This window comes from Palaeococcus sp. (in: euryarchaeotes), from assembly GCF_053987695.1.
The window spans coordinates 1-22,249 of sequence record NZ_JBMXHE010000007.1 but is presented as its reverse complement, the minus strand read 5'-3'; the positions used below and the strand labels follow the sequence as shown (position 1 = coordinate 22,249).

General features: G+C 45.0%; 25 protein-coding genes and 1 pseudogene. 11 read left to right on the top strand and 15 right to left on the bottom strand.

The window, feature by feature from the left end; genetic code table 11:
* Nucleotides 1-76 precede the first annotated feature (76 nt).
* The 5 genes from ACXJGZ_RS00905 to cutA are packed head-to-tail and all read right to left on the bottom strand — an operon-like array spanning nucleotide 77 to nucleotide 3,778.
* On the bottom strand, nucleotides 77-1,012 hold the full coding sequence (locus ACXJGZ_RS00905) for a dipeptidase (RefSeq protein WP_456321808.1): 936 nt from the start codon (nucleotides 1,010-1,012) through the stop codon (nucleotides 77-79).
* Between the two features lie 41 nt (nucleotides 1,013-1,053).
* Nucleotides 1,054-2,142 carry a hypothetical protein gene (locus ACXJGZ_RS00900; protein WP_456321797.1) on the bottom strand — a complete coding sequence of 363 codons (1,089 nt, stop codon included), beginning with the start codon at nucleotides 2,140-2,142 and terminating at the stop codon, nucleotides 1,054-1,056.
* Nucleotides 2,143-2,192: 50 nt separating this feature from the next.
* On the bottom strand, nucleotides 2,193-2,864 hold the full coding sequence (locus ACXJGZ_RS00895) for a diacylglycerol/polyprenol kinase family protein (RefSeq protein ID WP_456326277.1): 672 nt from the start codon (nucleotides 2,862-2,864) through the stop codon (nucleotides 2,193-2,195).
* 20 nt (nucleotides 2,865-2,884) lie between these two features.
* A complete protein-coding gene (locus tag ACXJGZ_RS00890) occupies nucleotides 2,885-3,466 on the bottom strand; it encodes an endonuclease dU (RefSeq protein WP_293257432.1) in 582 nt (193 codons plus the stop codon).
* A 9-nt stretch (nucleotides 3,467-3,475) separates the two neighbouring features.
* The gene (cutA, locus tag ACXJGZ_RS00885; RefSeq protein ID WP_456397961.1) at nucleotides 3,476-3,778 is read right to left on the bottom strand and encodes a divalent-cation tolerance protein CutA; all 303 of its coding nucleotides are present in this window, start codon (nucleotides 3,776-3,778) and stop codon (nucleotides 3,476-3,478) included.
* 172 nt (nucleotides 3,779-3,950) lie between these two features.
* Here cutA and hypF point away from each other — a divergent pair, with 172 nt between their 5' ends.
* Together hypF and ACXJGZ_RS00875 are read left to right on the top strand one after the other, a co-directional pair.
* The gene (hypF, locus tag ACXJGZ_RS00880) at nucleotides 3,951-6,263 is read left to right on the top strand and encodes a carbamoyltransferase HypF (protein WP_456397827.1); all 2,313 of its coding nucleotides are present in this window, start codon (nucleotides 3,951-3,953) and stop codon (nucleotides 6,261-6,263) included.
* A 297-nt stretch (nucleotides 6,264-6,560) separates the two neighbouring features.
* Nucleotides 6,561-6,836: an acylphosphatase gene (locus tag ACXJGZ_RS00875; protein WP_456321800.1), complete on the top strand. Its 276-nt coding sequence runs from the start codon at nucleotides 6,561-6,563 to the stop codon at nucleotides 6,834-6,836.
* Here the strand turns inward: ACXJGZ_RS00875 and ACXJGZ_RS00870 are convergent.
* Nucleotides 6,820-7,419 (bottom strand): regulator of amino acid metabolism, contains ACT domain protein, encoded by a 600-nt coding sequence (locus tag ACXJGZ_RS00870; protein WP_456321810.1) that lies wholly within the window; start codon nucleotides 7,417-7,419, stop codon nucleotides 6,820-6,822. The genes ACXJGZ_RS00875 and ACXJGZ_RS00870 overlap by 17 nt on opposite strands.
* A gap of 96 nt (nucleotides 7,420-7,515) precedes the next feature.
* Between ACXJGZ_RS00870 and ttuA the strand changes: the two genes are divergently transcribed.
* Complete coding sequence (ttuA, locus tag ACXJGZ_RS00865; protein ID WP_456397824.1) at nucleotides 7,516-8,421, top strand: tRNA-5-methyluridine(54) 2-sulfurtransferase; 906 nt, start codon at nucleotides 7,516-7,518, stop codon at nucleotides 8,419-8,421.
* Between the two features lie 40 nt (nucleotides 8,422-8,461).
* Complete coding sequence (locus ACXJGZ_RS00860; RefSeq protein ID WP_456397822.1) at nucleotides 8,462-9,169, top strand: HAD family hydrolase; 708 nt, start codon at nucleotides 8,462-8,464, stop codon at nucleotides 9,167-9,169.
* 16 nt (nucleotides 9,170-9,185) lie between these two features.
* Here the strand turns inward: ACXJGZ_RS00860 and argF are convergent, their stop codons facing one another.
* A complete protein-coding gene (gene argF / locus ACXJGZ_RS00855) occupies nucleotides 9,186-10,133 on the bottom strand; it encodes an ornithine carbamoyltransferase (RefSeq protein WP_456321803.1) in 948 nt (315 codons plus the stop codon).
* Between the two features lie 573 nt (nucleotides 10,134-10,706).
* Between argF and ACXJGZ_RS00850 the strand changes: the two are divergent.
* Nucleotides 10,707-10,772: pseudogene (locus ACXJGZ_RS00850) on the top strand (hypothetical protein); the annotation flags it as partial.
* Between the two features lies 1 nt (nucleotide 10,773).
* Here the strand turns inward: ACXJGZ_RS00850 and ACXJGZ_RS00845 are convergent.
* From ACXJGZ_RS00845 to ACXJGZ_RS00825, 5 genes are all read right to left on the bottom strand, one after another.
* Nucleotides 10,774-11,073, bottom strand: coding sequence for a hypothetical protein (locus ACXJGZ_RS00845; protein ID WP_456397968.1), 300 nt, complete (start codon nucleotides 11,071-11,073; stop codon nucleotides 10,774-10,776).
* Between the two features lie 235 nt (nucleotides 11,074-11,308).
* Nucleotides 11,309-12,253, bottom strand: coding sequence for a hypothetical protein (locus ACXJGZ_RS00840; protein ID WP_456397820.1), 945 nt, complete (start codon nucleotides 12,251-12,253; stop codon nucleotides 11,309-11,311).
* 27 nt (nucleotides 12,254-12,280) lie between these two features.
* A complete protein-coding gene (locus tag ACXJGZ_RS00835; RefSeq protein ID WP_456326271.1) occupies nucleotides 12,281-13,570 on the bottom strand; it encodes an ATP-binding protein in 1,290 nt (429 codons plus the stop codon).
* A 132-nt stretch (nucleotides 13,571-13,702) separates the two neighbouring features.
* On the bottom strand, nucleotides 13,703-14,266 hold the full coding sequence (locus tag ACXJGZ_RS00830) for a class I SAM-dependent methyltransferase (RefSeq protein ID WP_456397818.1): 564 nt from the start codon (nucleotides 14,264-14,266) through the stop codon (nucleotides 13,703-13,705).
* The gene (locus ACXJGZ_RS00825) at nucleotides 14,208-14,414 is read right to left on the bottom strand and encodes a hypothetical protein (protein ID WP_456397816.1); all 207 of its coding nucleotides are present in this window, start codon (nucleotides 14,412-14,414) and stop codon (nucleotides 14,208-14,210) included. The genes ACXJGZ_RS00830 and ACXJGZ_RS00825 overlap by 59 nt, the downstream gene beginning before the upstream one ends.
* A gap of 70 nt (nucleotides 14,415-14,484) precedes the next feature.
* On the opposite strand from ACXJGZ_RS00825, the gene ACXJGZ_RS00820 reads away from it, so the two are divergent.
* The 5 genes from ACXJGZ_RS00820 to ACXJGZ_RS00800 all read left to right on the top strand — a co-directional run bounded on the left by ACXJGZ_RS00820 (nucleotide 14,485) and on the right by ACXJGZ_RS00800 (nucleotide 18,225).
* Nucleotides 14,485-15,078, top strand: coding sequence for a hypothetical protein (locus ACXJGZ_RS00820; protein ID WP_456326267.1), 594 nt, complete (start codon nucleotides 14,485-14,487; stop codon nucleotides 15,076-15,078).
* Entirely contained in the window at nucleotides 15,065-15,682 is a 618-nt protein-coding gene (locus tag ACXJGZ_RS00815; RefSeq protein ID WP_456397814.1) for a class I SAM-dependent methyltransferase, read from the top strand. Before ACXJGZ_RS00820 ends, ACXJGZ_RS00815 begins: the two co-directional genes overlap by 14 nt.
* A 224-nt stretch (nucleotides 15,683-15,906) precedes the next feature.
* Nucleotides 15,907-16,500 carry a carotenoid biosynthesis protein gene (locus tag ACXJGZ_RS00810; RefSeq protein ID WP_456397812.1) on the top strand — a complete coding sequence of 198 codons (594 nt, stop codon included), beginning with the start codon at nucleotides 15,907-15,909 and terminating at the stop codon, nucleotides 16,498-16,500.
* Between the two features lie 129 nt (nucleotides 16,501-16,629).
* Nucleotides 16,630-17,367 (top strand): FAD-dependent thymidylate synthase, encoded by a 738-nt coding sequence (thyX, locus tag ACXJGZ_RS00805; RefSeq protein ID WP_456397810.1) that lies wholly within the window; start codon nucleotides 16,630-16,632, stop codon nucleotides 17,365-17,367.
* A gap of 222 nt (nucleotides 17,368-17,589) precedes the next feature.
* The gene (locus tag ACXJGZ_RS00800; RefSeq protein WP_456320840.1) at nucleotides 17,590-18,225 is read left to right on the top strand and encodes a DUF257 family protein; all 636 of its coding nucleotides are present in this window, start codon (nucleotides 17,590-17,592) and stop codon (nucleotides 18,223-18,225) included.
* A 126-nt stretch (nucleotides 18,226-18,351) separates the two neighbouring features.
* Here ACXJGZ_RS00800 and ACXJGZ_RS00795 read toward each other — a convergent pair whose 3' ends face one another.
* Together ACXJGZ_RS00795 and ACXJGZ_RS00790 are read right to left on the bottom strand one after the other, a co-directional pair.
* The gene (locus tag ACXJGZ_RS00795; RefSeq protein ID WP_456397807.1) at nucleotides 18,352-18,843 is read right to left on the bottom strand and encodes an HIT family protein; all 492 of its coding nucleotides are present in this window, start codon (nucleotides 18,841-18,843) and stop codon (nucleotides 18,352-18,354) included.
* Nucleotides 18,840-19,739, bottom strand: a complete 900-nt coding sequence (locus tag ACXJGZ_RS00790; protein WP_456320839.1) for a 2-phosphoglycerate kinase — start codon at nucleotides 19,737-19,739, stop codon at nucleotides 18,840-18,842. The genes ACXJGZ_RS00795 and ACXJGZ_RS00790 overlap by 4 nt, the downstream gene beginning before the upstream one ends.
* Before the next feature lie 583 nt (nucleotides 19,740-20,322).
* Between ACXJGZ_RS00790 and ACXJGZ_RS00785 the strand changes: the two genes are divergently transcribed.
* Nucleotides 20,323-21,714, top strand: coding sequence for an ATP-binding protein (locus ACXJGZ_RS00785; RefSeq protein ID WP_456397805.1), 1,392 nt, complete (start codon nucleotides 20,323-20,325; stop codon nucleotides 21,712-21,714).
* An 81-nt stretch (nucleotides 21,715-21,795) separates the two neighbouring features.
* Here ACXJGZ_RS00785 and ACXJGZ_RS00780 read toward each other — a convergent pair.
* Nucleotides 21,796-22,249: hypothetical protein (locus ACXJGZ_RS00780; RefSeq protein ID WP_456397803.1), on the bottom strand; the 454-nt coding region annotated here is incomplete at its 5' end.

The window sequence follows — 22,249 nt, the reverse complement described above, 5'->3', positions numbered from 1 at the left end:
CTTAACCGTGGTTGAGCAAAATCATAGATTTTACTGAAATTTTTTTGGAAACTACCGGTTGGTGCGGAGTTCCAACTTAACCCACAACCTCCCTGAAAACACGTTCAAAGTTTTCAAAGGATATAGCCTTAACCTCCCTTTCGCTGAATCTTTCATTTAGCTTCTCAAGAAGTGCTGGGATTTTTGATTCATCCTCAAAGCCCTTAACACTCCTTCCGCTCCAGCCCTTCAAATAGTAAACGAAATCAAACCCAAATCCCACACTTTTGTAACCTGCCAGATCCACCATATATTCGATATGCCCGAGCATCTTCTCGAGTGTTGGCTTCTCTTTATCCACAAAGCTTGGAATGGCGTTTATTCCAACAACTCCCCCACGCTCCCCTATGGCTTTTATCTGCTCATCTTTTAGATTTCTTGGATGATCGCATAATGCCCTGGCATTAGAATGGGAAGCTATCACTGGAAAAGCTGTAATATCGAGTGCATCCCAGAAGCCTACCTCATTTATGTGGCTCAAATCCACAATGATTCCTAACTCCTCGCACTTCCCAAGAATCTCAACCCCAAAATTTGTCAACCCTCCCCTCGTGCGCTCAAAGACCCCATCACCTATCGCATTCCTGAGGCTCCATGTAAGGGTTAGAACCCTCAAACCCAGGGAATAAAAGACTTCCAGCAGATCCAAGCTATCCTCCAGAGGTTCTCCCCCTTCCATCCCCACCCATAATGGAACTCTACCTTTCTCCAATACTTTCCGCATCTCTTCGTGGTTTTTTACTATAGAAAAGCTCTCGCTCTCACGGACATCATTTTTTAATGAATTTAAAGCCTCCAGAGCATATCTCAGGGCGGAATTTCTCTTTTCAGAGGGAGTCCATATTGCCATGACCCTGGATCCTATGAAATCACCGAAAAATCTTTGATAGTTACTTTCAAGGATGTTCCTTTCCCCTTTCTTCCTTTTCTCATAGATATATGCCGGCAGATCGGAATGAGCATCGAATATCATACCTATCCCCATAAAAGAGTAGGGAAGAGAAGTATTTAAAGTTAGCGCGCTAGCATAATCTTTCTAAACTCCTCCTCAGCCTCTGCCCTTATTATTGGATCAGGAATCTTCTTAATTAGCTCCTCAGCAGTGAGTATCTCCCCTTCTTCAATGAGAGCCAAAGCTATTCCCTTAAATGCCTCACTCTTCTTCCTGACATCATCTATTGTCGCAGCAAGTTTCAGGGCTTCTTTGGGCTTTCCAAGCTCTGATAGGAGGAAAGCAATGTACTCGACTTCCTCGCCCTGAAGCTCCGAAATATTCAGGAGCTCCAGAGCCTTATCCACCATATTCCCGTAAGTAAAGACTTCCACCTTCTTTAACCAGAAGGATATTTCCAGAAGGGCTATGGCTTTTTCCTTATTTACCATTTCGGACTCCATAACCTTTGCAGCTGCATATTTATATCTTCCTTCTTTGAGGGCATTTCTCAGGGTTGGAGTGCCCGAATGGAGAAGGGTCTTGCATATCTCTATCTTCTTCTCGACATCGGCAGCTTTCTCACTTACACGAAGCTTGTCAAAGAGATCGTGGGCTCGCTCATAAAAACGAAGAGCCTCCTTTGAATTCAGATAATCACCGCTCTCCACCATTAAATCTCCCAGCTTTATTAAAAGGTCAAGCTTCTGTACATAACCTATTTTAGAGTTCACAATCAGATCAAATGCTTTCTCAAACTGCTCAAGAGAATCCTCTATCATCCCCGCCATTCCCAGATAATGTGCGACATATCCCAGTATTTCACCAATCTCTGAGGAGCTGTGCGTTCTCCTAAGCCTATCCACCATATCCAATGCTCTGACGAAAAGCTCACCTGAGCTATCATAATCACCAAAAACCGCATATGCAAACCCCAGATTGGCATAGGCAATTGCCTTACTACCCGTGTCCTTTATCTTATTGGAATAGTACTCGGCATCCCCCAATACTTCAAGGGCAGACTCCAAATCCCCATACGAATAAATCTCAGTGGCTATAAAAATTAGAACCTGCACCTTCTCAAGACTATCCTCTATTCCAGCCACCCTTGAAATGGCGTCATCCCACAGGCCTTTTCTAATCAGGGTCATTATCTCATCGAGGTTCATCATAAATAAAAATTCGCAAAAGTTCTATATAACCTTTTTTTAAAACCTTCCTCTCAATGCAGAATATGGAGGGCAAAAGCAACCCCTAGCGGAACTGTGAAGTTATCAAAGGGTTTTAGCTTCCCAATGCTAAAGAGCTCCAAAACTGTTCCTATCAGTGAGGACAGAAAAGCTATTCCAAGAAATCCGCTTACAGGTTGCGAGGTCCAGTGTGCCCATGCAACGTATCCCAATGCCGCTCCAAGGAATGAAAAGAGCAGAAAAGCCAGCGAACCCTCGAGGCTCTTATTTTCAAGGAGGAATATCCTTCCAAACCTCCCTCCAACCAGAGCGGCAAACCCATCCCCCCATGCCATGACAAAGGTTGCCACTATCGGAATGTAGCTCCTGATTCCAAAAACACCCACGAGAATCCCTATGCTTATTATGTAATAAACGGGACCGTACGCATGGAGAGGATCATCCCCTTTGGGAACCATGGCTTCTCTAACTGGAAGTCCAAATATAAAAGCTATTGTCAGAATAGAGGCAAGGGTCGCAGGGATTAAAATAACCCATTTTATGGAGGAGAAAAGAGGTAAAACAATTATTATGTCCGAAGCGAGTATGTGGATAATTCTTCGGGTGAAGCTGGCAGAATAGCGTTTCCTAAAGAGCTGTCCTAAACCCATTACGGAGAACACATAGAGCATGACAATTAGAAACAGATCCCAGGTTCCCTTCATTTTAACACCACTCCACTCAATCATTCCCTCCTGCTCTCCCCGCACATGACGGCGCTCGCAATCATGTGGGCAAGTCTCAAAGGCTCTGGAATTAGAGAGTTCTTTCGGGTTATGTTTATGACCTCCTCAGCCTGCTCGGGAGGTATGTTAAACGCCTGATAGTAGAGTTTCCCCCTAATCATCTCCCTCACTTCCCCAGCCTTTCTCAAAAGGGCGATCCTTTCCTCTGCATCACTGAAATGCTTTCTCAATGCCCTCTCCATAGCATTCAGATCCGGCTTTTTTCTTATAACGACAATCACAGGAAGCCCCGTTTCTTCAGCCAGATGCTTAACATCAATTAAATTAAAACCCCCATAGGTTATACCCTTGAGCATTATTATCCTCAAATCTTTAAAGCGGCTCCTGTTTATGGCGTCAATCATCTTCTCTGTGGCATCCCTCCCATCCACATCGATCCAGCGCGTTAAAACACCCAGAACCTCTTCATTTCCTTTCATGACAACTCCAACTAGAATGGTTTTCCCCCTACCCTTAAAGCGAAAAGTCCCATCATCAAAACCCACAACTCTAATCTGGGTTTTTATCTTGTAAAAATGCATGGAGAACACCTATGTGGAACTCACAAGCCAGTCAAGATATTCCTTATTCACCCTGTCCACATCTATCCTGACTATGGCGGGAATTTTGTAGGGATGATTCTCCGTTATAAAGTCACGGACGGCTTTCCAATGGTCTATCCGGGTTTTAAGCAGGACACCGATTTCTCTATCTTCCTCCACTCTTCCTTCCCATAGATAAAGGGCTTTATGCTCCCTGAGGTTAGCACATGCAATGAGTTTCTCCTCCAGAAGCTTCCTAACGATGCGTTCAGCGCTTTCCCAGTCAGGAAAAGTTGTGTATATCAAAACCATCTCGCTCATATCCCTCACCATGGAAATTTCTGCTTGAATTGAGCTTAAACCTTTCGGAAGTGTGAAACCTTTAGTTTAACCATATTAGTTTAAAATCTCCTCTTTAGTTGTTAACTTTTGGTTTTGGAAAGGTATAAATGCTTTTCTTGAGATTTTAGGATTAGGTGAGAGGATGAAGGCTTATCATATTCATGTGGAGGGAATTGTTCAGGGTGTTGGCTTTAGACCCTTCGTCTACAGGATAGCCTATGAACATGATTTGAGAGGCTACGTTAAAAACCTGGGAGATGCAGGTGTTGAGATTGTTGTCGAAGGTAAGGAGGAGGATATAAAAGCATTTTTGAATGATCTGAAACACAAAAAGCCCCCCCTTGCAAGGGTTGAGAAAATCAAGAAGAAGGAAGTTCCACCCATAGGCTTTGATAAGTTCTACATAGAAAAGAGCTCTTCGGGCGGAAAGGGAGGGGACTCTATAATTCCCCCGGATGTTAGCATATGCGATGATTGCGTTAGAGAATTATTTGATCCCTCGGATAAGAGGCATATGTATCCTTTCATAGTGTGCACCAACTGCGGTCCAAGGTTTACCCTTATAGAGGATCTACCCTATGATAGGGAGAACACCACGATGAGAGATTTTGATATGTGTGACTTCTGTGAGAGCGAGTATAAGGATCCACTAAACCGTAGATATCATGCGGAGCCGGTCTGCTGTCCGGTATGCGGCCCCAGATACATGCTCTTCGATAATAACGAGAACGAAATAAGTGGAGACCCATTAAAGAAGGCAGCCGAGCTCATAGACAAGGGCTATATAGTTGCCATTAAGGGCATCGGAGGAATTCACATAGCCTGCGATGCGATGAACGAGGAAGCCATTAGGGAGATTAGAAAGAGGAGCTTCAGACCCCAGAAGCCCTTTGCCCTTATGGCGAAGGATCTTGAAACAATTGAGAGCTTTGCAGTTGTTGGAGAAAGAGAGAGGGAGGAACTCTTAAGCTACAGAAAGCCCATACTCGCACTTCAAAAGAAGGAGCCCTTCCCCCTGCCCGAGGTTCTCGCCCCCGGTCTGCACACAATTGGAGTCATGCTTCCCTATGCGGGAACCCATTACATACTCTTCCACCACTCCAAAAGCCCCGTTTATGTGATGACCTCCGCCAATTATCCCGGACTTCCCATGGTGAAGGACAATGAGGACGCATTTAAAAAACTCAAAGATCTGGCAGACTACTTTTTGCTCCATAACAGAAAAATACTTAACCGGGCAGATGATAGCGTCGTGCGCTTCGTGGATGGAAGACGCGCCATCATAAGGAGGAGCCGCGGCTTTGTTCCCCTTCCCATAAGCATACCCTTTGAGTACAGCGGTGTGGCTCTTGGCGCTGAATTGATGAATGCTTTTGGTGTGGCTAAAAAGGGAAAGGTCTATCCAAGCCAGTATATAGGGAATACATCAAAGATAGAGATCTTTGAATTTATGAGAGAAGCTATAAAGCACTTCAAGAAGATACTGAGGCTCAGGAAGCTTGATCTAATAGTGTGCGACCTTCATCCCCTTTATAACACAACGAAGCTGGCCATGGAGCTGGCTAACGAGGAGGGAGTAGAGCTGCTCCAGGTTCAGCACCACTATGCCCACGTGGCTTCCGTAATGGCAGAGAACGGCTTGGATGAAATCATAGGGATAGCTCTGGATGGAGTTGGCTACGGTACGGACGGAAAGACCTGGGGGGGCGAAGTTATATACATGAGTTATGAGGACGTGGAGCGGCTATCCCATATAGATTACTATCCCCTACCCGGAGGAGATCTGGCGAGCTACTATCCCCTAAGGGCACTAATAGGAATCCTGAGCAGGGTGTATGAAATTGACGAAATCGAAGAAATAATCACAAAATGCTGTCCAAAGGCTATTGAAAGCCTGAAATATGGAGAGGTCGAGTTTAATGTGGCTCTCAACCAGCTGGCGAGAGGAATAAATGTGAGCTATGCATCCTCAACGGGACGCGTGCTCGATGCTATGAGCGTACTTCTAAACATCGCCTACAGGAGACACTATGAAGGAGAACCTGCAATGAAGCTTGAGAGTCTGGCAATAAAAGGCAAGAATGACTTAGGCTTTTCAATAGAAAGCAACGGAGAGAGTATAAATGTGGAGAGCATATTTACCCATGCCCTTGAGAGCAATGCCAGCCCGGCAGATATAGCATACTCCATGCATCTTGCAATAGGAAGGGCATTTGGGGAAGTGGCAGTTGAGAAGGCCAAGGAATTCGGGATAAAAAATGTTGGAATAAGCGGCGGTGTTGCATACAATGAACTGATAGTCAAGACGATAAGGAAAATGGTTGAAGCCAATGGACTGAAGTTCTACACCACTCATGAGATCCCGAGGGGGGACAACGGAATAAACGTTGGCCAGGCTTTCCTGGGAGGGCTCTATTTGGAAGGATACCTAACTAGAGAAGATTTGACCATGTAGCTGGGGCATAATTCTGATGTTTTTCTGTCGTCTTTCGTGCCCCTCATATTCAACATTCTTTCAGATTACTGTGAGGGCACAGATTTCACTCTGACGCGATTTTTGAGTATCTTCCAGCTCCTCTGAAAGAATGAAGGGGAACCTAGAGAGCTCTGAAGGGGTGTTGTGAGTGCGGGAGGTTGGAGCAAAATTATAGATATAAGCTGAAGGTGATTAGAATGCAGAAAACTTAATGCCCCAAACCCAGTGCGGGAAAAACTAATAAAAAGAAACATCCTATTATAATTGGGGAGTGGTATGGACAGGGTGAGGGCGCGCTTGAAAATCTACGGTAGGGTTCAGGGCGTCGGCTTTAGGTGGAGCATGCAGCGCGAAGCAAAAAAGCTGGGCTTGAGCGGATGGGTAAGAAACCTGCCTGATGGAACAGTGGAAGCCGTTATAGAAGGGGATGAGGAGAGAGTGGAAGCTTTGATAGGATGGGCTCATCAGGGCCCGCTCCTAGCCATGGTAAAAAAGGTGGAAGTGAAGTGGGAGGAGCCAAAGGGGGAGAAGGGATTCAGGGTAACCCACTGACCTTTGCCCTCTCCAGCAAAACCCTTTTAGGGCAGTAGCGGACTTCACAATATGAGCAAACGAGATTCTCTTTTCTTTTCTCAGGTGTGTGAAGAATTAGTCGCTTGAAGCCCGGAATCTCCTTGATCCTGACAAAAACCTCCACGGGGATTGTTCCGTCTATTACCACATATGCCACGGGCTCCTCATGGGTTAAATTTTTGCTGAATATCTCCATTATGGGGATTTTGTTGCTCGATAGGAGAACCAATAGGGCAGATATTGCCGGGGCATATAGCTCCTTTTCAAGTTCAAGCTCAAGGACTTCCCATCCCATTATAGGTGCGACGTTCACAAGGCTCGGGAAGGGCTGAAGCCTCTCGAAAATCAGCTTCAGGGGGGCGGTTTTCTCTATGTACTCTATAGTATGATACACGATCTTCCTGTTAACCCCGACAACCCTGGAAAGCTCGCTAATTGGAACTTCCGCGTTCCTTAGATATATTTTACCGTTTTTAACGCTCAAGCCATTCTCAAATAAAAACTCCGCGACCTTCCTCCTCGCAGGATAATTTTTAAAGTATTCTTCAAGTATGAGCATCATCTTTGCCACCTCTTATACAGATATGAGTAAGAATGGCTATTTAAGTCTTTCGATAAAGTCTTAAACATTTCGTCAATTCAGAGATAGGGTGAGAATATGAAGTGCAGGTTCTGCGAGAAGGAAGCGTACATAAGATTGCACTATCCAAAGATGCTCCTCTGTAAAGAGCACTTCATAGAATACTTCGAACGAAAGGTCAGGCGCACGATAGAGAGATATAAGCTGCTAAAACCGGATGAGAAAATATTGGTCGTCATCAGCGGAGGAAAGGACTCGGCTGTAACAGCTTACGTCCTCAAAAAGCTCGGCTACAACATAGAGTGCCTCCACATAAACCTCGGCATAGGAAAGTATTCAGAAGAGAGCGAAGCCTATGCAAAAAGGCAGTGCGAGCTCATCGGGGCAAAGCTCCACATTGTTAGGGTTAGAGAACTCTTGGGAGCAGGGATAGGCGAGCTTAAGACACGCAGACCAACCTGCTCCTACTGTGGCATAACGAAACGCTACATCTTCAACCGTTTTGCCTATGAGAACGGCTTTGACGCTATAGCGACAGGACACAACCTTGACGACGAGGCTTCCTTCGTTTTCTCCAACATAATGCACTGGAACACGGATTATTTGGGCAAGCAGGGACCACTTTTACCAGGTGAAAGCAAGTTCGTGAAGAAGGTTAAACCATTATACGAGCTCACCGAGAGAGAAGTAGTTTACTATACTCTGGCCGTCGGTCTGGAGTACATCATCCACGAGTGCCCGTACGCGAGAGGAGCCACGACAATAGAGTACAAGGAAATCCTGAACGCCATGGAAGAGAAAAAGCCGGGCACAAAGATAAACTTCATAAAGGGCTTTTTGAGGAAGAAGCACCTCTTCGAACGCGAACTTAAGGAAGCCCCTCTTGGAGAGTGCAAGGTGTGTGGAATGCCCGCCCAGGGGGAGAAGTGCTCTTTCTGCAGAGTTTGGGGGCTGGAGGAGCCTATAAACCTCCGAATAAAATAAGTTTATTAGTCATTATCCCATAACTTCCTCTGGTGATAGTATGGTAAGGCTTGTGTCCTTCGATGTATGGAACACACTCATGGACATTAACATCATGCTCGAAAACCTCGGAAAAGCCTTATCCTATCTCCTGAATATCCCGGAAAAGGATGCTATGGGTAAGGTTCTGGAAGCTAGAGAGAAAATTAAAAGGATTAGGAAAGCTAGAGCCAGTAACCCCTCTAAAGCACTCGAAGAAAGCCAAAAGCTCCTTGCAAATAAACTTGAAGTGGACGTTGAAATCGTTAGGAGAGCTGCCGCTGTAGCAACTCTAAGCGTCGACGAAAGGATCGTCCTTTCAAAAGTTCCCGAAACACTTAAACGACTCAACGGAAGGTACATCGTAATCACAACGGGTAACGTGATGTTCTGGCCCTCCTCCTACACGAGATTGCTCATGGAGAAGTTCGGGCTCGCGGAGCATATCACGAGGCAGTTTTATTCGGATGAGATTGGAACATACAAACCGATGAAGGAAGCTTTTTTAAAGCCCCTCAAACACTTTAAAGTCTCTCCTGCAGATGCAATACACATTGGCGACACAAAGGCGGAGGACTTTGAAGGAGCACTCAAAGCGGGTCTTTACGCGTGCTGGATAAATCCTAATGCCAAGAAGGTTGAGAGGATTCACGAGCAGGGCTTTGTTGTTAGAGGTGCCTCTGACATTCTGGAAGTTCTTCAATGGCTTGAACACGGTCCACAAGAATAATAGAAAGGGAAAGGGCTCAAAGCTTAATTCCGCCCATAACAAGTGCCATAGCCGCTTTTTGAGCATGCAAACGGTTCTCGGCTTCGTCGAAGACGACGCTGTTCGGGCTGTCAACAACGTCGTCGGTAACCTCCTCACCTCTATGAGCGGGAAGGCAGTGCATGAAGATGTAGTCAGGCTTTGCATGCTTGACAAGGTCCTTGTTGACCTGGAAAGGCTTGAAAATCTTTCTTCTCTCTTCAGCTTCCACTTCCTGTCCCATTGAAGCCCAAACATCCGTGTAAATTACATCGGCATCTTTAACGGCTTTGATTGGATCATGCAGGAGCTCAAATACACCCCCACTCTCCGCAGCATTCTTCTCGGCCCATTTAATTACCCTTGCATCGGGCTCATATCCCTCGGGGGTTGCTACGACAACATGGGCACCAAGCTTTGTTCCCGCAATCATGAGCGAATGAGCCACGTTATTGCCATCCCCAACGTAAACTACCTTAATCCCTTCAATTTTGCCCTTCTTCTCCTTGATCGTCATGTAGTCGGCTAGTGCCTGGCATGGGTGTGAGAAGTCGCTCAAACCGTTAATAACGGGCACACTTCCATACTTCGCAAGGTCTTCAACATCCTTGTGCGCATAAACTCTAGCCATAATTCCGTCCACATAGCGGCTGAGGACGCGCGCTGTGTCGGCTATCGTCTCTCCGCGCCTGAGCTGGAGGTCTTGAGCGTTCAAATATAGACCATAGCCACCGAGCTGGTAGATTCCAACCTCGAATGAAATCCTCGTTCTCGTCGAGGGCTTCTGGAAAATCATGGCAAGCGTCTTGCCCTCAAGAACGCGGTGTGGCCTTCCAATTTTGTTCCAAATCTTCATCATTTCGGCGGTTTTAAGAATTGTTTCAATCTCTTCCCTCGTAAAGTCTTGAAGGCACAAAATATCTCTTCCAGCTAAGCTAACCACCATATGCATCACCGTCTAAAGCTGTCATTTGAATTTAATAACCATTTCGCCGAAATAAAATAGGTTCTAGCGAATATTTTCAAAATCTCCGGGGTTTTTATTTTCTAAAGGTAAAAAAGAAATGAGGAGAAATTTGCTTTTAATTCATTTATCCACTCAATCCCATAGTCTTGTTCTGAAGGCTGTGGTCCCATAATAGTTAGTCCTAACCCGGATTCAATTTATGAAATTCGATTGTGACTTCTGTATCACCGATAGAACTAATACATAATTTGCCATCATATCACTACCTCTAAGAGTCACATGAAAATGGGGAGTTTAAGGTCTTCTTCCGAAAAGCGAGATAGTAAGTGAAGAAGGCGAAAAGTGCCACGTAGATTCCCAAAAGTAGCGATTCGAGAGGCGACATTTCCGCAACGATGTTGAGGATGTGGGCAAATCCCCATAGGATACTCGGCGCCACCAACGCCGCTCTTTTCCCCGATAGGGCTATCTACTAAACACGTTCTATTCCCGTTTGTCTTCTTCATCCTGCCTTTCGGCGTTGTCTTCTCTGTTCCTCATAACCCAATTTCGGTGAAGGAGTTTGTTCTTTACTTCGTTAACTTTCTTATTATAGCGGGACTGTGGGAGGAGCTCGTTTTCAGAGGGCTTCTCTTCGCTTCCCTAGAAGAGCGTTTTGGGGTGGTGTTGTCCTCGTGGGAAACTCGGCAATCCATTGGCTTTTCCACTTCGCGGTCGGTCTTAATGTCTCCCAGTTCATCGCAGCGTTAACCCTCTCCTCATACCGGCTCACTTTTAGGAGAATTGAGCCTCTGATCTTTATCCACGCCCTCTGGGATACGGGCTTTGTTTCATTAACGCCCAGATTCGTTGGATCAGCAGCCCTCCCCGTTTTAGTCTTGCCTCTACTGGGGGCGCTGTTCTCAATTTTAATGTACATCACTGGTGAGGGTCATCAAGTAAAAAGCCTAAGCCATGACAAGGTGTGAAAAAGTCAAAAAGTCAATTACTATGGCAACTGCAGCTTCCATGCTCTTGTTTTTTTCTTCCATAGGAAGTTAGAGAACATTTTTGATTATCCAGCTGGCATTTACTTTGCTAAAGCCATGCTTTTTGGTATAGTTATGGGTTCGGTGATGCTCGGAGCTGTATACGCTGGAACCCGAATTCTGAGACTAAAACCTTTCAATGACCATCACACTCTTTTCTCCCTCGTTCCTCACTCCAAACGCAATGTTCCTTCCGAGTACCTCCACCCATCCCTCTTCCCAGAGCTTCTTTTTCCAGACTGACTTTCCATCAAAGCCCAACTTGGCAACAATGGCATTCCCTTCAAGTTCCCCACCAACGAGTATTCCATCATCAAGGATTTGAACTGCCACTCCAGTACCCCCTCCGAGCGTTGTTTCCCACTCCCCAATTAGGGAAACCCAAAACTCTCCATTCTTGTCGCCCGTAATGAGGATTTTGCCGTTTAAATCTGTGACATCGAGTGCCATTCCATTTCCGAGGGGTTTCTCCCCGATTATGTCTCCTTCCCAATCAAACTCAAAAGCTATCACTTTCCAGCTGTCATCTTTCACGCTTCCTATAAGAGTGAACCCGCCTCTACCTTCAATAATGCCTCCAAACATTGCATCCTCCCAAGAGCCAAGCGTTCTCTCCCAGAGTGGGTTGCCCTTAAGGTCCGTCTTCATTAGGAAAAAGCCCCTTTTGCTGTCGTCCGAGGATTCGCCACCCAAAAGAATGCCATCACTAACAGGTACTACCGAATACACGCACTCGTTGCCAAGGATTCTGTATTTCCTCTCCCAGATTTTATTTCCATTTTCGTCCACCTTTGCAAGATAAGCTTTCCAATTCTTTCCACCCTCTGGGGTGGCTATTCCTTCAACAGCGCCGCCTATTAGGTATCCATTATTTGCTTTAGCTATTGAATGACCCTCCCAGTCATTTTTGCCTTCATAAAACTTAACCCACTTAAGCTCCTCTTCATAGTACAATTTGAGAAGCATAATCTTGTAGTTCTCCTCTCTCACGCTTCCAATGATTAAAATGCCGTCTTCCATAGATACTCCAGCGACTGGAACGGTTTCAATACCGAAGGAGTAAACTTTCATCGTTGAAACCCCCGGCAAAAACATGCTTTATAACCTCAAAAGCCATTTCCACAATGGCATGAATTCTATCTTTTTTCCATCGTGAGCTTCAGTCCCTTCGTAGTCCCAAGTGATTACCTTTAGGTTTTTACACTTCAGCACATTGGATGCCCTTAAGAGTGCATTCACCTCCCGCTGCTTTGTCTCAGGGTCATCGACGTTATAACTTACCTGAACGAGTTCTTTGATCTCAAAGCCCAGCGAAACCACAAAATCAACTTCTCCTTTGGCATCCATCCAGTAGTAAAGCTCAAGTCTTGGTTCTTGATAGTGTTTTCTCCTGAGGAATTCAAGCGCCACTATGTTCTCAATCCGGTAGCCGAAATCTCTGACCCCAAGTACGGTTGGAAATCCAACATCGGCAACGTAAAGCTTGGGAATGCTCCTGATGGATTCTACCTCACTAAAGTGGAATCTTCTAACTGGTATTACAAATCCCACATCCTCAAGGTATGAGAAGTATTCATACGTCTTGGTCTTGCTCAGGTTAAGGCCAAGGGAAGAGAGCATGCCGTGTAGCTTTCTGATTGAGACCCTTCTCGCAAAATTCCGGGTTATAACCCGCATCAGACCCTTCATAGCACCTGTTTTTTCAATTCCGTATCTTTCGACGAGATCTTTATACACTATAAGGTCAAGGTATTCTTGGAGGGTTCTTATCTTGAGAAGAGGTGAATAATTGACTATCTCCGGAAATCCGCCATACTCAACATATTCCTCCAGATATCGTTTTATCTTCCCCCTTTCAGCCTCAATGGGAGGTTCTTTAAATTCAAAACCCTTAAAGTTCAAAAATTCTCTAAAAGAAAGCGGGAAAAGCCTGAAGCTAAGGCTCCTGCCCCTGAGACTCGTTGCTATTTCCTTTGAGAGAAGCTTTGAAGAAGAGCCGGTGATAAAAATTCTTGCACTCTTTTTTTCCAGCAGCCTTCTAACAAACCTCTCCCATCCCGAAACATTTTGAACCTCATCAAGGAAGAGATACATAATATCTGCATCTGGATTATGCTTGTAGTATAGCTCAACGATTTCCGAGAGGCCTTTTCCGGTGAGGCCTTCAAGCCTGTTGTCCTCAAAGTTGATGTAAAATAACCTCCCTACGGGCAATCCCCTCTCCATAAGTCTGAGTATAGTCTGATATAAAAGATGGGTTTTCCCGGTTCTCCTGAGCCCGAATACAACAACAGCCTGACCCAAATTCACCGGTAGCTTCAATTCACGTTCCTTAACCTCCGGGATGCCGAGTTTGTGAAATTCAGTAATTATCTCTTCAAGACTCATGTGCTCACCATCTGTACCATTTGACTAGGACATATTTAAAGTTTTTGTACTATTGGGGTAGTATATTATATCCACCAAGCACACTCCCGAGGTTCGGCCTTTTTCTTTACTAAAGGTAAAGAGTAGCAAATGCTAACGCCTCCCAACAGTTACAACATTAAAGGTTCCCAGATAGTGCATCTCCACTTCAAACCCGACTTTTCTAAGGATGAACTCCACTATCCATGGTGCCCAGACATTAACCCGCACTTTAAAGAAATACCCTTTCTCAAGATTAATGAAAAGCCTCTCTACCTGTCCTTTCACGGTGTTGATGGAAACGTGGAAGGAAATAAATGGATCTTCAACGAGCGCATCTCTATAGCCTTGATGGAGCAGTTTAACCCAGTCCGCATATTCGAGGAACAGGGCTCCGTTGGGCTTTAGCACCCTGAAAGCCTCTTGGACAATCTTATCGAAATCATAAACGCTCAAGTGAGGAAGAGGGTTCCCTAAAAGCGCGACTAAGTCAAAGCTTCCATCCGGAAAATCGGGCTTCTTGGCGTCCATAACTCTAAACTCGGCTTTATATCCCAACTCTTTCGCAATTTCCTTTGCCTTCTCCACGAGTTCCTCCTGAACATCAATCCCAATAACTTCAAACCCCAGATTTTCGAGGGCGAAGGTCGGAGATTCCCATGCCACAGCCGATGTCAAGGGCTTTACCACTTTTTATGGAGAGAAATTTTTCAAGCAGCTCTCTCTGCTTTTCCATTCTCTTTTTTCCAACTTCAGTTCTTGGGTCATACATCCAGAGCTTTTCCTTATAGGTTGGCTCAAAGGTGTAACCGAGGTTTTTGAACATAGCAGATCCCCATTATTACAACGCAAAAGAGTTTTAAAGCTTTATCGATGAAATAAAATTTGGTGGTTATATGGGTGAAAACAGGATAAAGCCATTATGCCTCTTTGTTATCATCCTTCTGCTGGTTGTATCTTCAATATCCATATATTCATGGATAAAAATCAAGCATGAGAAAGAAGTGCTTGAGGCAATACACAATTACGAGTGGTTCCAAAAGTATTATACAATATATCCTGACCTCTATGAGCTCTCCCATGTTTCTACGGCTTTTAACTATTCTATAACCCACAATGTAACGGATGAAGAGATGGAGAGTATTCTGGCGGGGTGCTATTTGAGAGTTAGGCATGTGGCAAGGATGTTTCGGGTTTTAAGTTACCAAGTGTCCAGTGATCATGCGAAATATCAAAAACTCGGGGATTCTTTTGGAAGACTCGAAAAATTCTGCTTGATGACGATAACACGTGCTGGGATTGATAAAAGAAAAACAATCAGACAAAACCTTGAAACCCTTGATGAAATTTCCAATCTGATTGGACAGCTCATGGAATATGAGAAACCCTCTGATGCTCCAATGGAGCTTATTGAAAATCTTTTGAATGTGACTGAAAAGCTGGAATACTGTTATAGTGAAAATGGAGGAATAGCTTGTGAACATCCTTGAAATATTTTACAAAGAGGCATTAGAGCTATTTCACAAAGCTGGGGGAAGCAAGGAAGAGTTCTACTGGCTCATCAGTAGCATGTTAGTTAGATATTCAGCATACAAAGAGGAGCTCGAAATTAGGAGAAAATTGATGGATCTAATAGTTCAAGAGGTTGAAGGGAAAATTCTTGACGCTGGCTGCGGTCTTGGGATTTTAACGTTCAGGATGGCACTTAAAGATGAAGTTAAAAAAGCTGTGGGCATCGATAGTAGTTGTGAACTAATCAACTTTTGCAATCATTTGAGAAATAGAATCACGGAGAAAGCAGAATTTTTATGCGGTGATTTCCTGAACGGGGAAGTTAATGGAAAATTTGACTGTGTTGTCTTTCTCTACACGCTCCACGACTATGAACCGGAGCCATTTTTAGAGAAAGCTCTCAAAATATTGAGACAAGAAGGGAGAATAATAATCGGCGATTTCGACATAAACGGGGCTAGGGAGAAAGTTAAGGCATTCGCAGGAAAAAATGGGCTGGAAATCGTTAAAGATATTACCCTTGGAAGGGCAAAGACACATGAAGGTATTCATGAAGCGTTTTTAATCACTGCCCGAAGGTGAAAATTGCGGAGACACTTACAGATACGGCAAAAGGTTTGGATGAATTATTTTATAAAATAAAAGGCTCAGCAGAAGGTAAGAGCTAACAATGAAATCGCCACACTTATATCCCAATCCCGCTTAATTAAAGATATGAAGCGTGATCTCTACGCAATCTCAGCCCTAATCCTGCTCGCCAATTTTTTAAGCGCTCACCGATTTACAACATCTTTTATCTCCTTGCAATGATTGTTCTCTCTCGAAAGCTCTGGAGGGACTTCCCAAGGTTTCTCGCAATCTCCGTCCTTGTAGGCTTCTTAGCCGAAATAATCGGTACCCGCATGTGCACGCCCTTTGGCTGCTATTACTACGAAAATCTGAAGCCCCAGGTGTTCGGTGTGGCTCTCTTCGTCCCTTTTGCATGGGCAATTTTTGGGTTTATTTCATATCTGACAGCGCGCCGTTTTTTTGGGCACAAAATGAGTAGAATAGTCTTTGCATCGCTCCTGATGGTCATCTTCGATCTCTCAATCGATCCGATTATGACTTCGTGGAGGGCATGGGTGTGGGAGACTACCACAGGGATAAACTGGTTTGGAATCCCATGGACGAACTATCTGGGATGGTTTATTGTGTCTTTGACGTTTTTCTACCTCTACGAGCGCCTTTCAAAGGGCGAAGTTGGGGAGGAGCTTTTAAAGCTCGGGCCTCCCGTTTACCTTCTGGAAATGTTCACATTCATGATTTATGCTCCTGCAGGTGTGAAAACCCCTACAGAACTTGCATTTTTCATCGCCATCCTTATAGTTTTCTCCTTCTCCTTATATCTCCAGAAATAGGAAAGTGGTCTTTTTCTGAAGTACTATCAAAACTTAAACCTAACGCTCGCCAGCTTATCTTGAGAGTATCCAACGATGGCTTCATAAATCTAATAAAGCATAAGTCCCCCATCTAGTTGAGGGGATTCCATGAGCAAAACAAAGGTGAAGCTCATAAATTACACACCAAAACCACTGGAAACTGTAACGTGGGCGGCGCTAATAAGCTATTGGGACGAATGGGAAAGTGAAGCTTTCAAAAGGACCACAATGGAGGATGTGAAAAAGCACCTTCCTAAAGTTTTAAGCTACGGACATGAGAGCATCCTTGAACATGCCAATTTTACATTCGCAATTGAGGGAATAAGCAGGGTAGCATCACACCAGCTTGTACGCCATAGACTGGCAAGCTATACGCAGCAGAGCCAACGCTACATAAAGCTAAATATCGACGACGTCGAGGAAACTTTTGTAATTCCTGAATCAATTAAAAAAAATCCCGAACTTTATGAAAAATGGAAAGGGCTTATGAAAAAAAGCATCGAACTTTACGAGGAAAGCTACCGTAAGGGAGTGCATCAGGAGGATGCGCGCTTCATTCTCCCTCAAGCGGTTCGCACAAAAATAGTTGTTACAATGAATCTGAGGGAGCTCAAACACTTTTTGGGAGTCAGAGCCTGTGGAAGGGCACAGTGGGAAATAAGGGAAGTCGCGTGGAAAATGCTTGAAGAGATAGCAAAGAAAGAGGAGCTGACGCCGATAATAAAATGGGCCAAGCTGGGTCCAAGATGCATTAACCTCGGTTACTGCCCCGAGGGGGAATTGATGCCTCAGAACTGCTGGAAGAAGACAAAAGAGAAATGGAAAAAGCTTGCTGGAACCGATTAACTTTTCTTTTTATACTTCTGTGCTGTTGGGATAAGGGGTGGTCTCATTTTTCTTTTGAAAGCCCCGCCGCTCATGGCCGGGAGGATATCAGCCCACAATCATCCCAACGGCACCAGGGAATCTCGAATATTTTTTAAAACACCAAGAAAAATCTAGAAAAACAAAAAGAATTAGCAAAAAAGTTATTTAGAACATAAACGTGAGTAGTACCAGGTGAAAGCGGTGGAAGTAGGAGAATTGGTCAAATATCTAAAACCTGGTGAAACCGTCTTGATTAAGTATGATTCCAAAAACATGCCGGCATATGTGCTTCATTACCTGATGGAGCAGGCAAAGGAGAAGAATATGCCAGTTTTAGTCGATGATTACCTGGATACCCTCTATCTGTACAAAACACACCTAGAGCTCTCGGGATATGATACCACATCAATAGAAAGTGCCAAGGTCATAAAGGTGGGAGGAATAAAGGAAGTGGGAAGGATAGTTGAGAAGATACCACTCTCAACGGGACCTGCGCTTAAAGAGAACTATAGAAAGGCATATCAAAAAGCAAAAATAGAGGGCAAAACCCTTTTAAATCCTGTCATCGGGCTGGAGAAGTTCTTCGTCATAAGTGATTCAAAAATAGATATGCTCTCAGAAATTGAAGACATAGCCCTGTATGTGGGTGATAAAACGAGAATAGCCCTTTACTTCCTCAATGAAGATGTCCTAGGCAGCACAAAGTTCAATCCGCTTCCTCTATTGGAGTCCCTAGCCACAACTCTGATAGCCGCAAAGAGGGATGAAAGAGGGTGCCTCCTAACTGTTGTCAAGTCCATAAACCCGGAAATAGAAGGAAAGAGGTTTAGAACTTAATTCATTCTGACCTCCTCCCCGCCGTGAACGACGAGGGGTTAACCCGTTGGAACCCTTGCAAAGGGGAGGAGGTCAGGAAGCCGCGTGGGATGAAAAATAGATTGCACTCCTCAAAGAAATTGAAATCTAATCCCCAAGAATTTCCTTCAAAGTATTTTTTAATTCTTTGTAGGTTTCCTCAAGTGATTCTGGAATAATCTTCGTATCTGCTACAACCGGCATGAAATTCGTGTCCCCGTTCCATCTCGGGACTATGTGGATGTGAACGTGATCTTCTATTCCCGCTCCCGCTACCCTGCCAAGGTTTACTCCAAGGTTGAAGCCATCAGGGTTCATAGATCTCTTTAATGCCTTGATCATAAGCTGGGAAAGCTTCATCATGTCAAGGAGCTCTTCATCAGTGAGCTCTTCCCATTTCCCAACATGCCTGTAGGGAGCTATCATAACATGGCCCGGATTGTATGGGTAGTTGTTCATTATCACAAAAGCGTGCTCGCCCCTGTACAGGATGAGCCTCTCTCTATCACGGTTCTCCTTTGGAAAATCACAGAATATGCACCCATCGTGCTTCGGTGAGCGGATATATTCTATGCGCCATGGTGCCCATATTAACTTCATGTTATTCCCTCCACTTCAATTCCCTTTCTCTTAAGCTTCTCCGTTAGCCTCTTCATCAGGTCTTCCATTATTAAGTTTACTGTTACGTCGACCTCAATATTGTCTATAATCGGAATTTTGTGCTCCTTAGCCTTCTCCACTATGAACTCCTGGATCCTTATTATCTCATCAAGATGTCTCAAATAGTACTCTGTAGGCCTCAGGCTCTGCATTCCCCGGGCATAAAAGCGCGATTTCAATGCTTCTTTACCCTCAACCCGTATTACGTACATAAAGCTCATATCATCAAGCGCTATATATCCCGGAACCAGATGAATGCCCTCAATTATCGTGTTAAAGCCCTCCTTCCTGGCCCTCTCGATGATGGCATTAATTCCAACGGCAACATGGCTCACCTGCCTTTCAAATCCGTATATCAAAGGTGAGACTTCTCTCAGAGGTGCATGTATATCCCTCCATGCAAGGAACGAGGACTCGTGGATTGTTGGCAAAAGTTCCTTGCTCACCATTTTTCTCATGACCTCTCTAATTGTGTCTGTTCCTATAACACTCCTGATCCCCAGTCTAAAGGCGAGCTCCGTTGCTATGGTTGATTTTCCAACCCCCGTTGTTCCTCCCAATAGGAGAATCATGGGGGGACCTCTCCGTCTAATCTCACTCCAGAAGATGTACCTCCTGGCCTCTTTCTTATATCCATGCTCAAGGAGCTTTTTATACGTGATCTCTCTTATTTCATTTTTAGAAACCACCTTTTTCTTCCGCTTTCTGAGCTCCTTCATAACCTCAGCGGCTATAGAATAGGCAACGCCCACATCAACCCCCGCCGATGTTATAGAGCGTGTGAGTATTCCCCGTGAGAATGGAAGCTTCATATTCTTGTCTTCCACAATTATCATGAGATCACCATGAGAGAATGGAGAAAGGATAAGATAAACCTTGCGGAATTAAAATGTCATCGTACTCCTCACAGGTGAGCCCTGGAAGTATCACCTTACGCCTTCCCCTCATGGTAAAGATGCAGGGCTTCTCCTTTTGTAATGCTTATCAAAAAAGTCAATTAACTTTCCAAACCATACCGTATAGAGCAGGAGATTCTCCCAAATGAGCGGTAAAATCTGCCAAATTCAAGCTTGAGTGTATTCAAACCTTCTTCACGGAGGGGAGCAAACTCATCAACAAAGAAGTTGTTGAGGGTTTCAGCCACATTTTCTGTGTAGTATCTCTTCGAGTAAAGGAGATATCGAGGCATGCCACCGAGAGTGGAGTAAAGCTCAACATTTAAAAAAAGCCGAGCTCGTTGGTTTGGAAGGCTGGGAGAAAAACTATGGCATCATTGCCCGGAGCACCGAAGACCGGGAAGAACTCGAAGCGGAAGGATTTCTCGTGTGGGATTTGGATGATATCGCCTCCAAGGCCCAGTCCTGAACCTCCAAAAGCTTTAAATAATTTACCTGCAAGTAATTTACTGGTGAGTATATTGTGTTCATAAACAGGGTTGAGGAGCTTAACATCCTCGAGGAGAGGCTGAGGAAGGGGAATGCCGAGTTTATCGTGCTCTACGGCAGGAGGAGGATAGGAAAAACGGCTCTCCTCCTTGAGTTCTTGCGGAGAAACGGGGGAATATACCTTTTGGCGAGGGAAACGAGTACTCACGAAAACCTGAAGAGGTTTTCCGGAAGGATTGCCTCATATTTTGGCGATTCCTTTCTGAGAAAGAACCCCTTCCGGAGCTGGGATGCCTTTTTTGAATATATCTCGGAGAGGTCGGAAAACCGGAGGCTTGTACTCGTAATTGATGAGTTCCCCTACCTAGTTAAGGGCTCCCCGGAACTGCCCTCCATTCTTCAGGAGTACTGGGATCTCAGGTTAAAGGAGAGTCAGATTTACCTCGTGATATGCGGCTCAAGCATCTCGATGATGGAAAAGCTACTCGGATACAGGAGCCCCCTTTACGGACGACGGACGGCACAGATGAAGCTCAAGCCGCTTGGATTCTTCGATGCAAGGGCATTTCTCCCCGGCTATTCAACGGAGGAGTTTGTCATGGCTTACGGCATCCTCGGCGGGACACCGGCTTACCTCCTTGAGTTCGACGACTCAAAGGGCATAGTCGAGAACCTAAGGGGCTACTTCCGCCCGGATTCTTTCCTGTACGGTGATGCTCTCTTCGTGCTGCGGGAGGAGCTTGAGGAGCCGAGAAACTATTTTGCGATAATGGAAGCCATAGCGAGAGGCAAAACCACCCTCGGAGAGATAATGAACGACACGGGACTTGAGAGAGCCACCGTGGGGAAATATCTGAGCGTTCTCATAGATCTGGACCTCGTGAAGAGGGAAGTTCCCGTTACCGCGAGCAGGAAGAGCAGAAAGGGGCGTTACCGCATAAAGGACAGCTACTTCACCTTCTGGTTTCGCTACGTTTATCCGAATGCCGATATGGTGGAGACCGGAATGGGAGATGAACTCGTTGAGGTTGTAATGGATGATTTGAACACTTACCTCGGTTTCGTCTTTGAAGACGTTGCCAAGGAGTTTCTCGTGAGGCTGAACCGCTCCGAGAAACTGCCGTTTAAGTTCACCAAGATTGGAAGGTGGTGGCACAGAGGGGGGGAGATTGATCTGGTGGCTTTGAATGAAAGGGAGAAAAAAGCCCTCTTCATCGAAGTCAAATGGAAAGAACTAAACGAGAAGCAAGCAAAGAGAATCCTCAAAGATTTAGAAAAAAAGGCCGAACTCGTTGGTCTGGAAGGCTGGGAAAAAATCTACGGACTGGTTGCGAAGGGAGTCAAAAATAAAGAGGGGTTAACAGAAAACGGCTGGCTCGTGTGGGAGCTTAAAGATTTGGAAGCCCTGATGGAGGAAAAGATGTAATCCTGGCAGGCGGGAGATCAGCGCGAGCAGGCTTCAAAGGTGATGATGAGGGAAGACCTGAGAAGGGTGGAAAGAATGGCATCACTGCTTTCCCCCTTCGAAGAGAAGAACCAGAGACAAAATAACCACCGCCGATATCATCATCTGGAGAACAAGCTGCAGGTCCGGCAATGAGAAACTTTTAGGAAATACATAAAGGCTAACCATATATTCCCCCGGAGGAATGCTTTCCGGATTGAACCCTTCATCACAGGAGCTGATAGTGGCATTGTACCTCGAAAGTGCATCTTTAACGAGATACCTCTTATCCTGAGGTATTTTTTCCAATAGTCTCTTCGTCTTTTCTATAACCTCCAACTCCTCCTTGGTGAGCTGTTTATGGCAGTTGTATCCATATGAACCAAGACTGCATTCTTTAGAGAGCAGAAACCTTTGAGGGTTCCCATCCACGAACATCACATGAAGCCACATGCCCTTTAACGAATGTTCAATTCCAATAACATTTGATGAATTGACTGTAGCCAGTAGATTTTCT

Excerpts from the sequence above, each read along its gene's own strand:
- ACXJGZ_RS00875 (WP_456321800.1), top strand. The coding sequence starts at position 6,561 with ATGGACAGGGTGAGGGCGCGCTTGAAAATCTACGGTAGGGTTCAGGGC.
- ACXJGZ_RS00870 (WP_456321810.1), bottom strand. The coding sequence starts at position 7,419 with ATGATGCTCATACTTGAAGAATACTTTAAAAATTATCCTGCGAGGAGG.
- ACXJGZ_RS00810 (WP_456397812.1), top strand. The coding sequence starts at position 15,907 with ATGATTGTTCTCTCTCGAAAGCTCTGGAGGGACTTCCCAAGGTTTCTC.
- ACXJGZ_RS00790 (WP_456320839.1), bottom strand. The coding sequence starts at position 19,739 with ATGATAATTGTGGAAGACAAGAATATGAAGCTTCCATTCTCACGGGGA.
- ACXJGZ_RS00840 (WP_456397820.1), bottom strand. The coding sequence starts at position 12,253 with ATGAAAGTTTACTCCTTCGGTATTGAAACCGTTCCAGTCGCTGGAGTA.
- ttuA (WP_456397824.1), top strand. The coding sequence starts at position 7,516 with ATGAAGTGCAGGTTCTGCGAGAAGGAAGCGTACATAAGATTGCACTAT.
- argF (WP_456321803.1), bottom strand. The coding sequence starts at position 10,133 with ATGGTGGTTAGCTTAGCTGGAAGAGATATTTTGTGCCTTCAAGACTTT.
- ACXJGZ_RS00860 (WP_456397822.1), top strand. The coding sequence starts at position 8,462 with ATGGTAAGGCTTGTGTCCTTCGATGTATGGAACACACTCATGGACATT.
- ACXJGZ_RS00900 (WP_456321797.1), bottom strand. The coding sequence starts at position 2,142 with ATGATGAACCTCGATGAGATAATGACCCTGATTAGAAAAGGCCTGTGG.
- ACXJGZ_RS00890 (WP_293257432.1), bottom strand. The coding sequence starts at position 3,466 with ATGCATTTTTACAAGATAAAAACCCAGATTAGAGTTGTGGGTTTTGAT.
- ACXJGZ_RS00835 (WP_456326271.1), bottom strand. The coding sequence starts at position 13,570 with ATGAGTCTTGAAGAGATAATTACTGAATTTCACAAACTCGGCATCCCG.
- ACXJGZ_RS00820 (WP_456326267.1), top strand. The coding sequence starts at position 14,485 with ATGGGTGAAAACAGGATAAAGCCATTATGCCTCTTTGTTATCATCCTT.
- ACXJGZ_RS00895 (WP_456326277.1), bottom strand. The coding sequence starts at position 2,864 with ATGAAGGGAACCTGGGATCTGTTTCTAATTGTCATGCTCTATGTGTTC.
- ACXJGZ_RS00845 (WP_456397968.1), bottom strand. The coding sequence starts at position 11,073 with ATGTACATTAAAATTGAGAACAGCGCCCCCAGTAGAGGCAAGACTAAA.
- ACXJGZ_RS00905 (WP_456321808.1), bottom strand. The coding sequence starts at position 1,012 with ATGATATTCGATGCTCATTCCGATCTGCCGGCATATATCTATGAGAAA.
- hypF (WP_456397827.1), top strand. The coding sequence starts at position 3,951 with ATGAAGGCTTATCATATTCATGTGGAGGGAATTGTTCAGGGTGTTGGC.
- thyX (WP_456397810.1), top strand. The coding sequence starts at position 16,630 with ATGAGCAAAACAAAGGTGAAGCTCATAAATTACACACCAAAACCACTG.
- ACXJGZ_RS00795 (WP_456397807.1), bottom strand. The coding sequence starts at position 18,843 with ATGAAGTTAATATGGGCACCATGGCGCATAGAATATATCCGCTCACCG.
- ACXJGZ_RS00825 (WP_456397816.1), bottom strand. The coding sequence starts at position 14,414 with ATGTTCAAAAACCTCGGTTACACCTTTGAGCCAACCTATAAGGAAAAG.
- cutA (WP_456397961.1), bottom strand. The coding sequence starts at position 3,778 with ATGGTTTTGATATACACAACTTTTCCTGACTGGGAAAGCGCTGAACGC.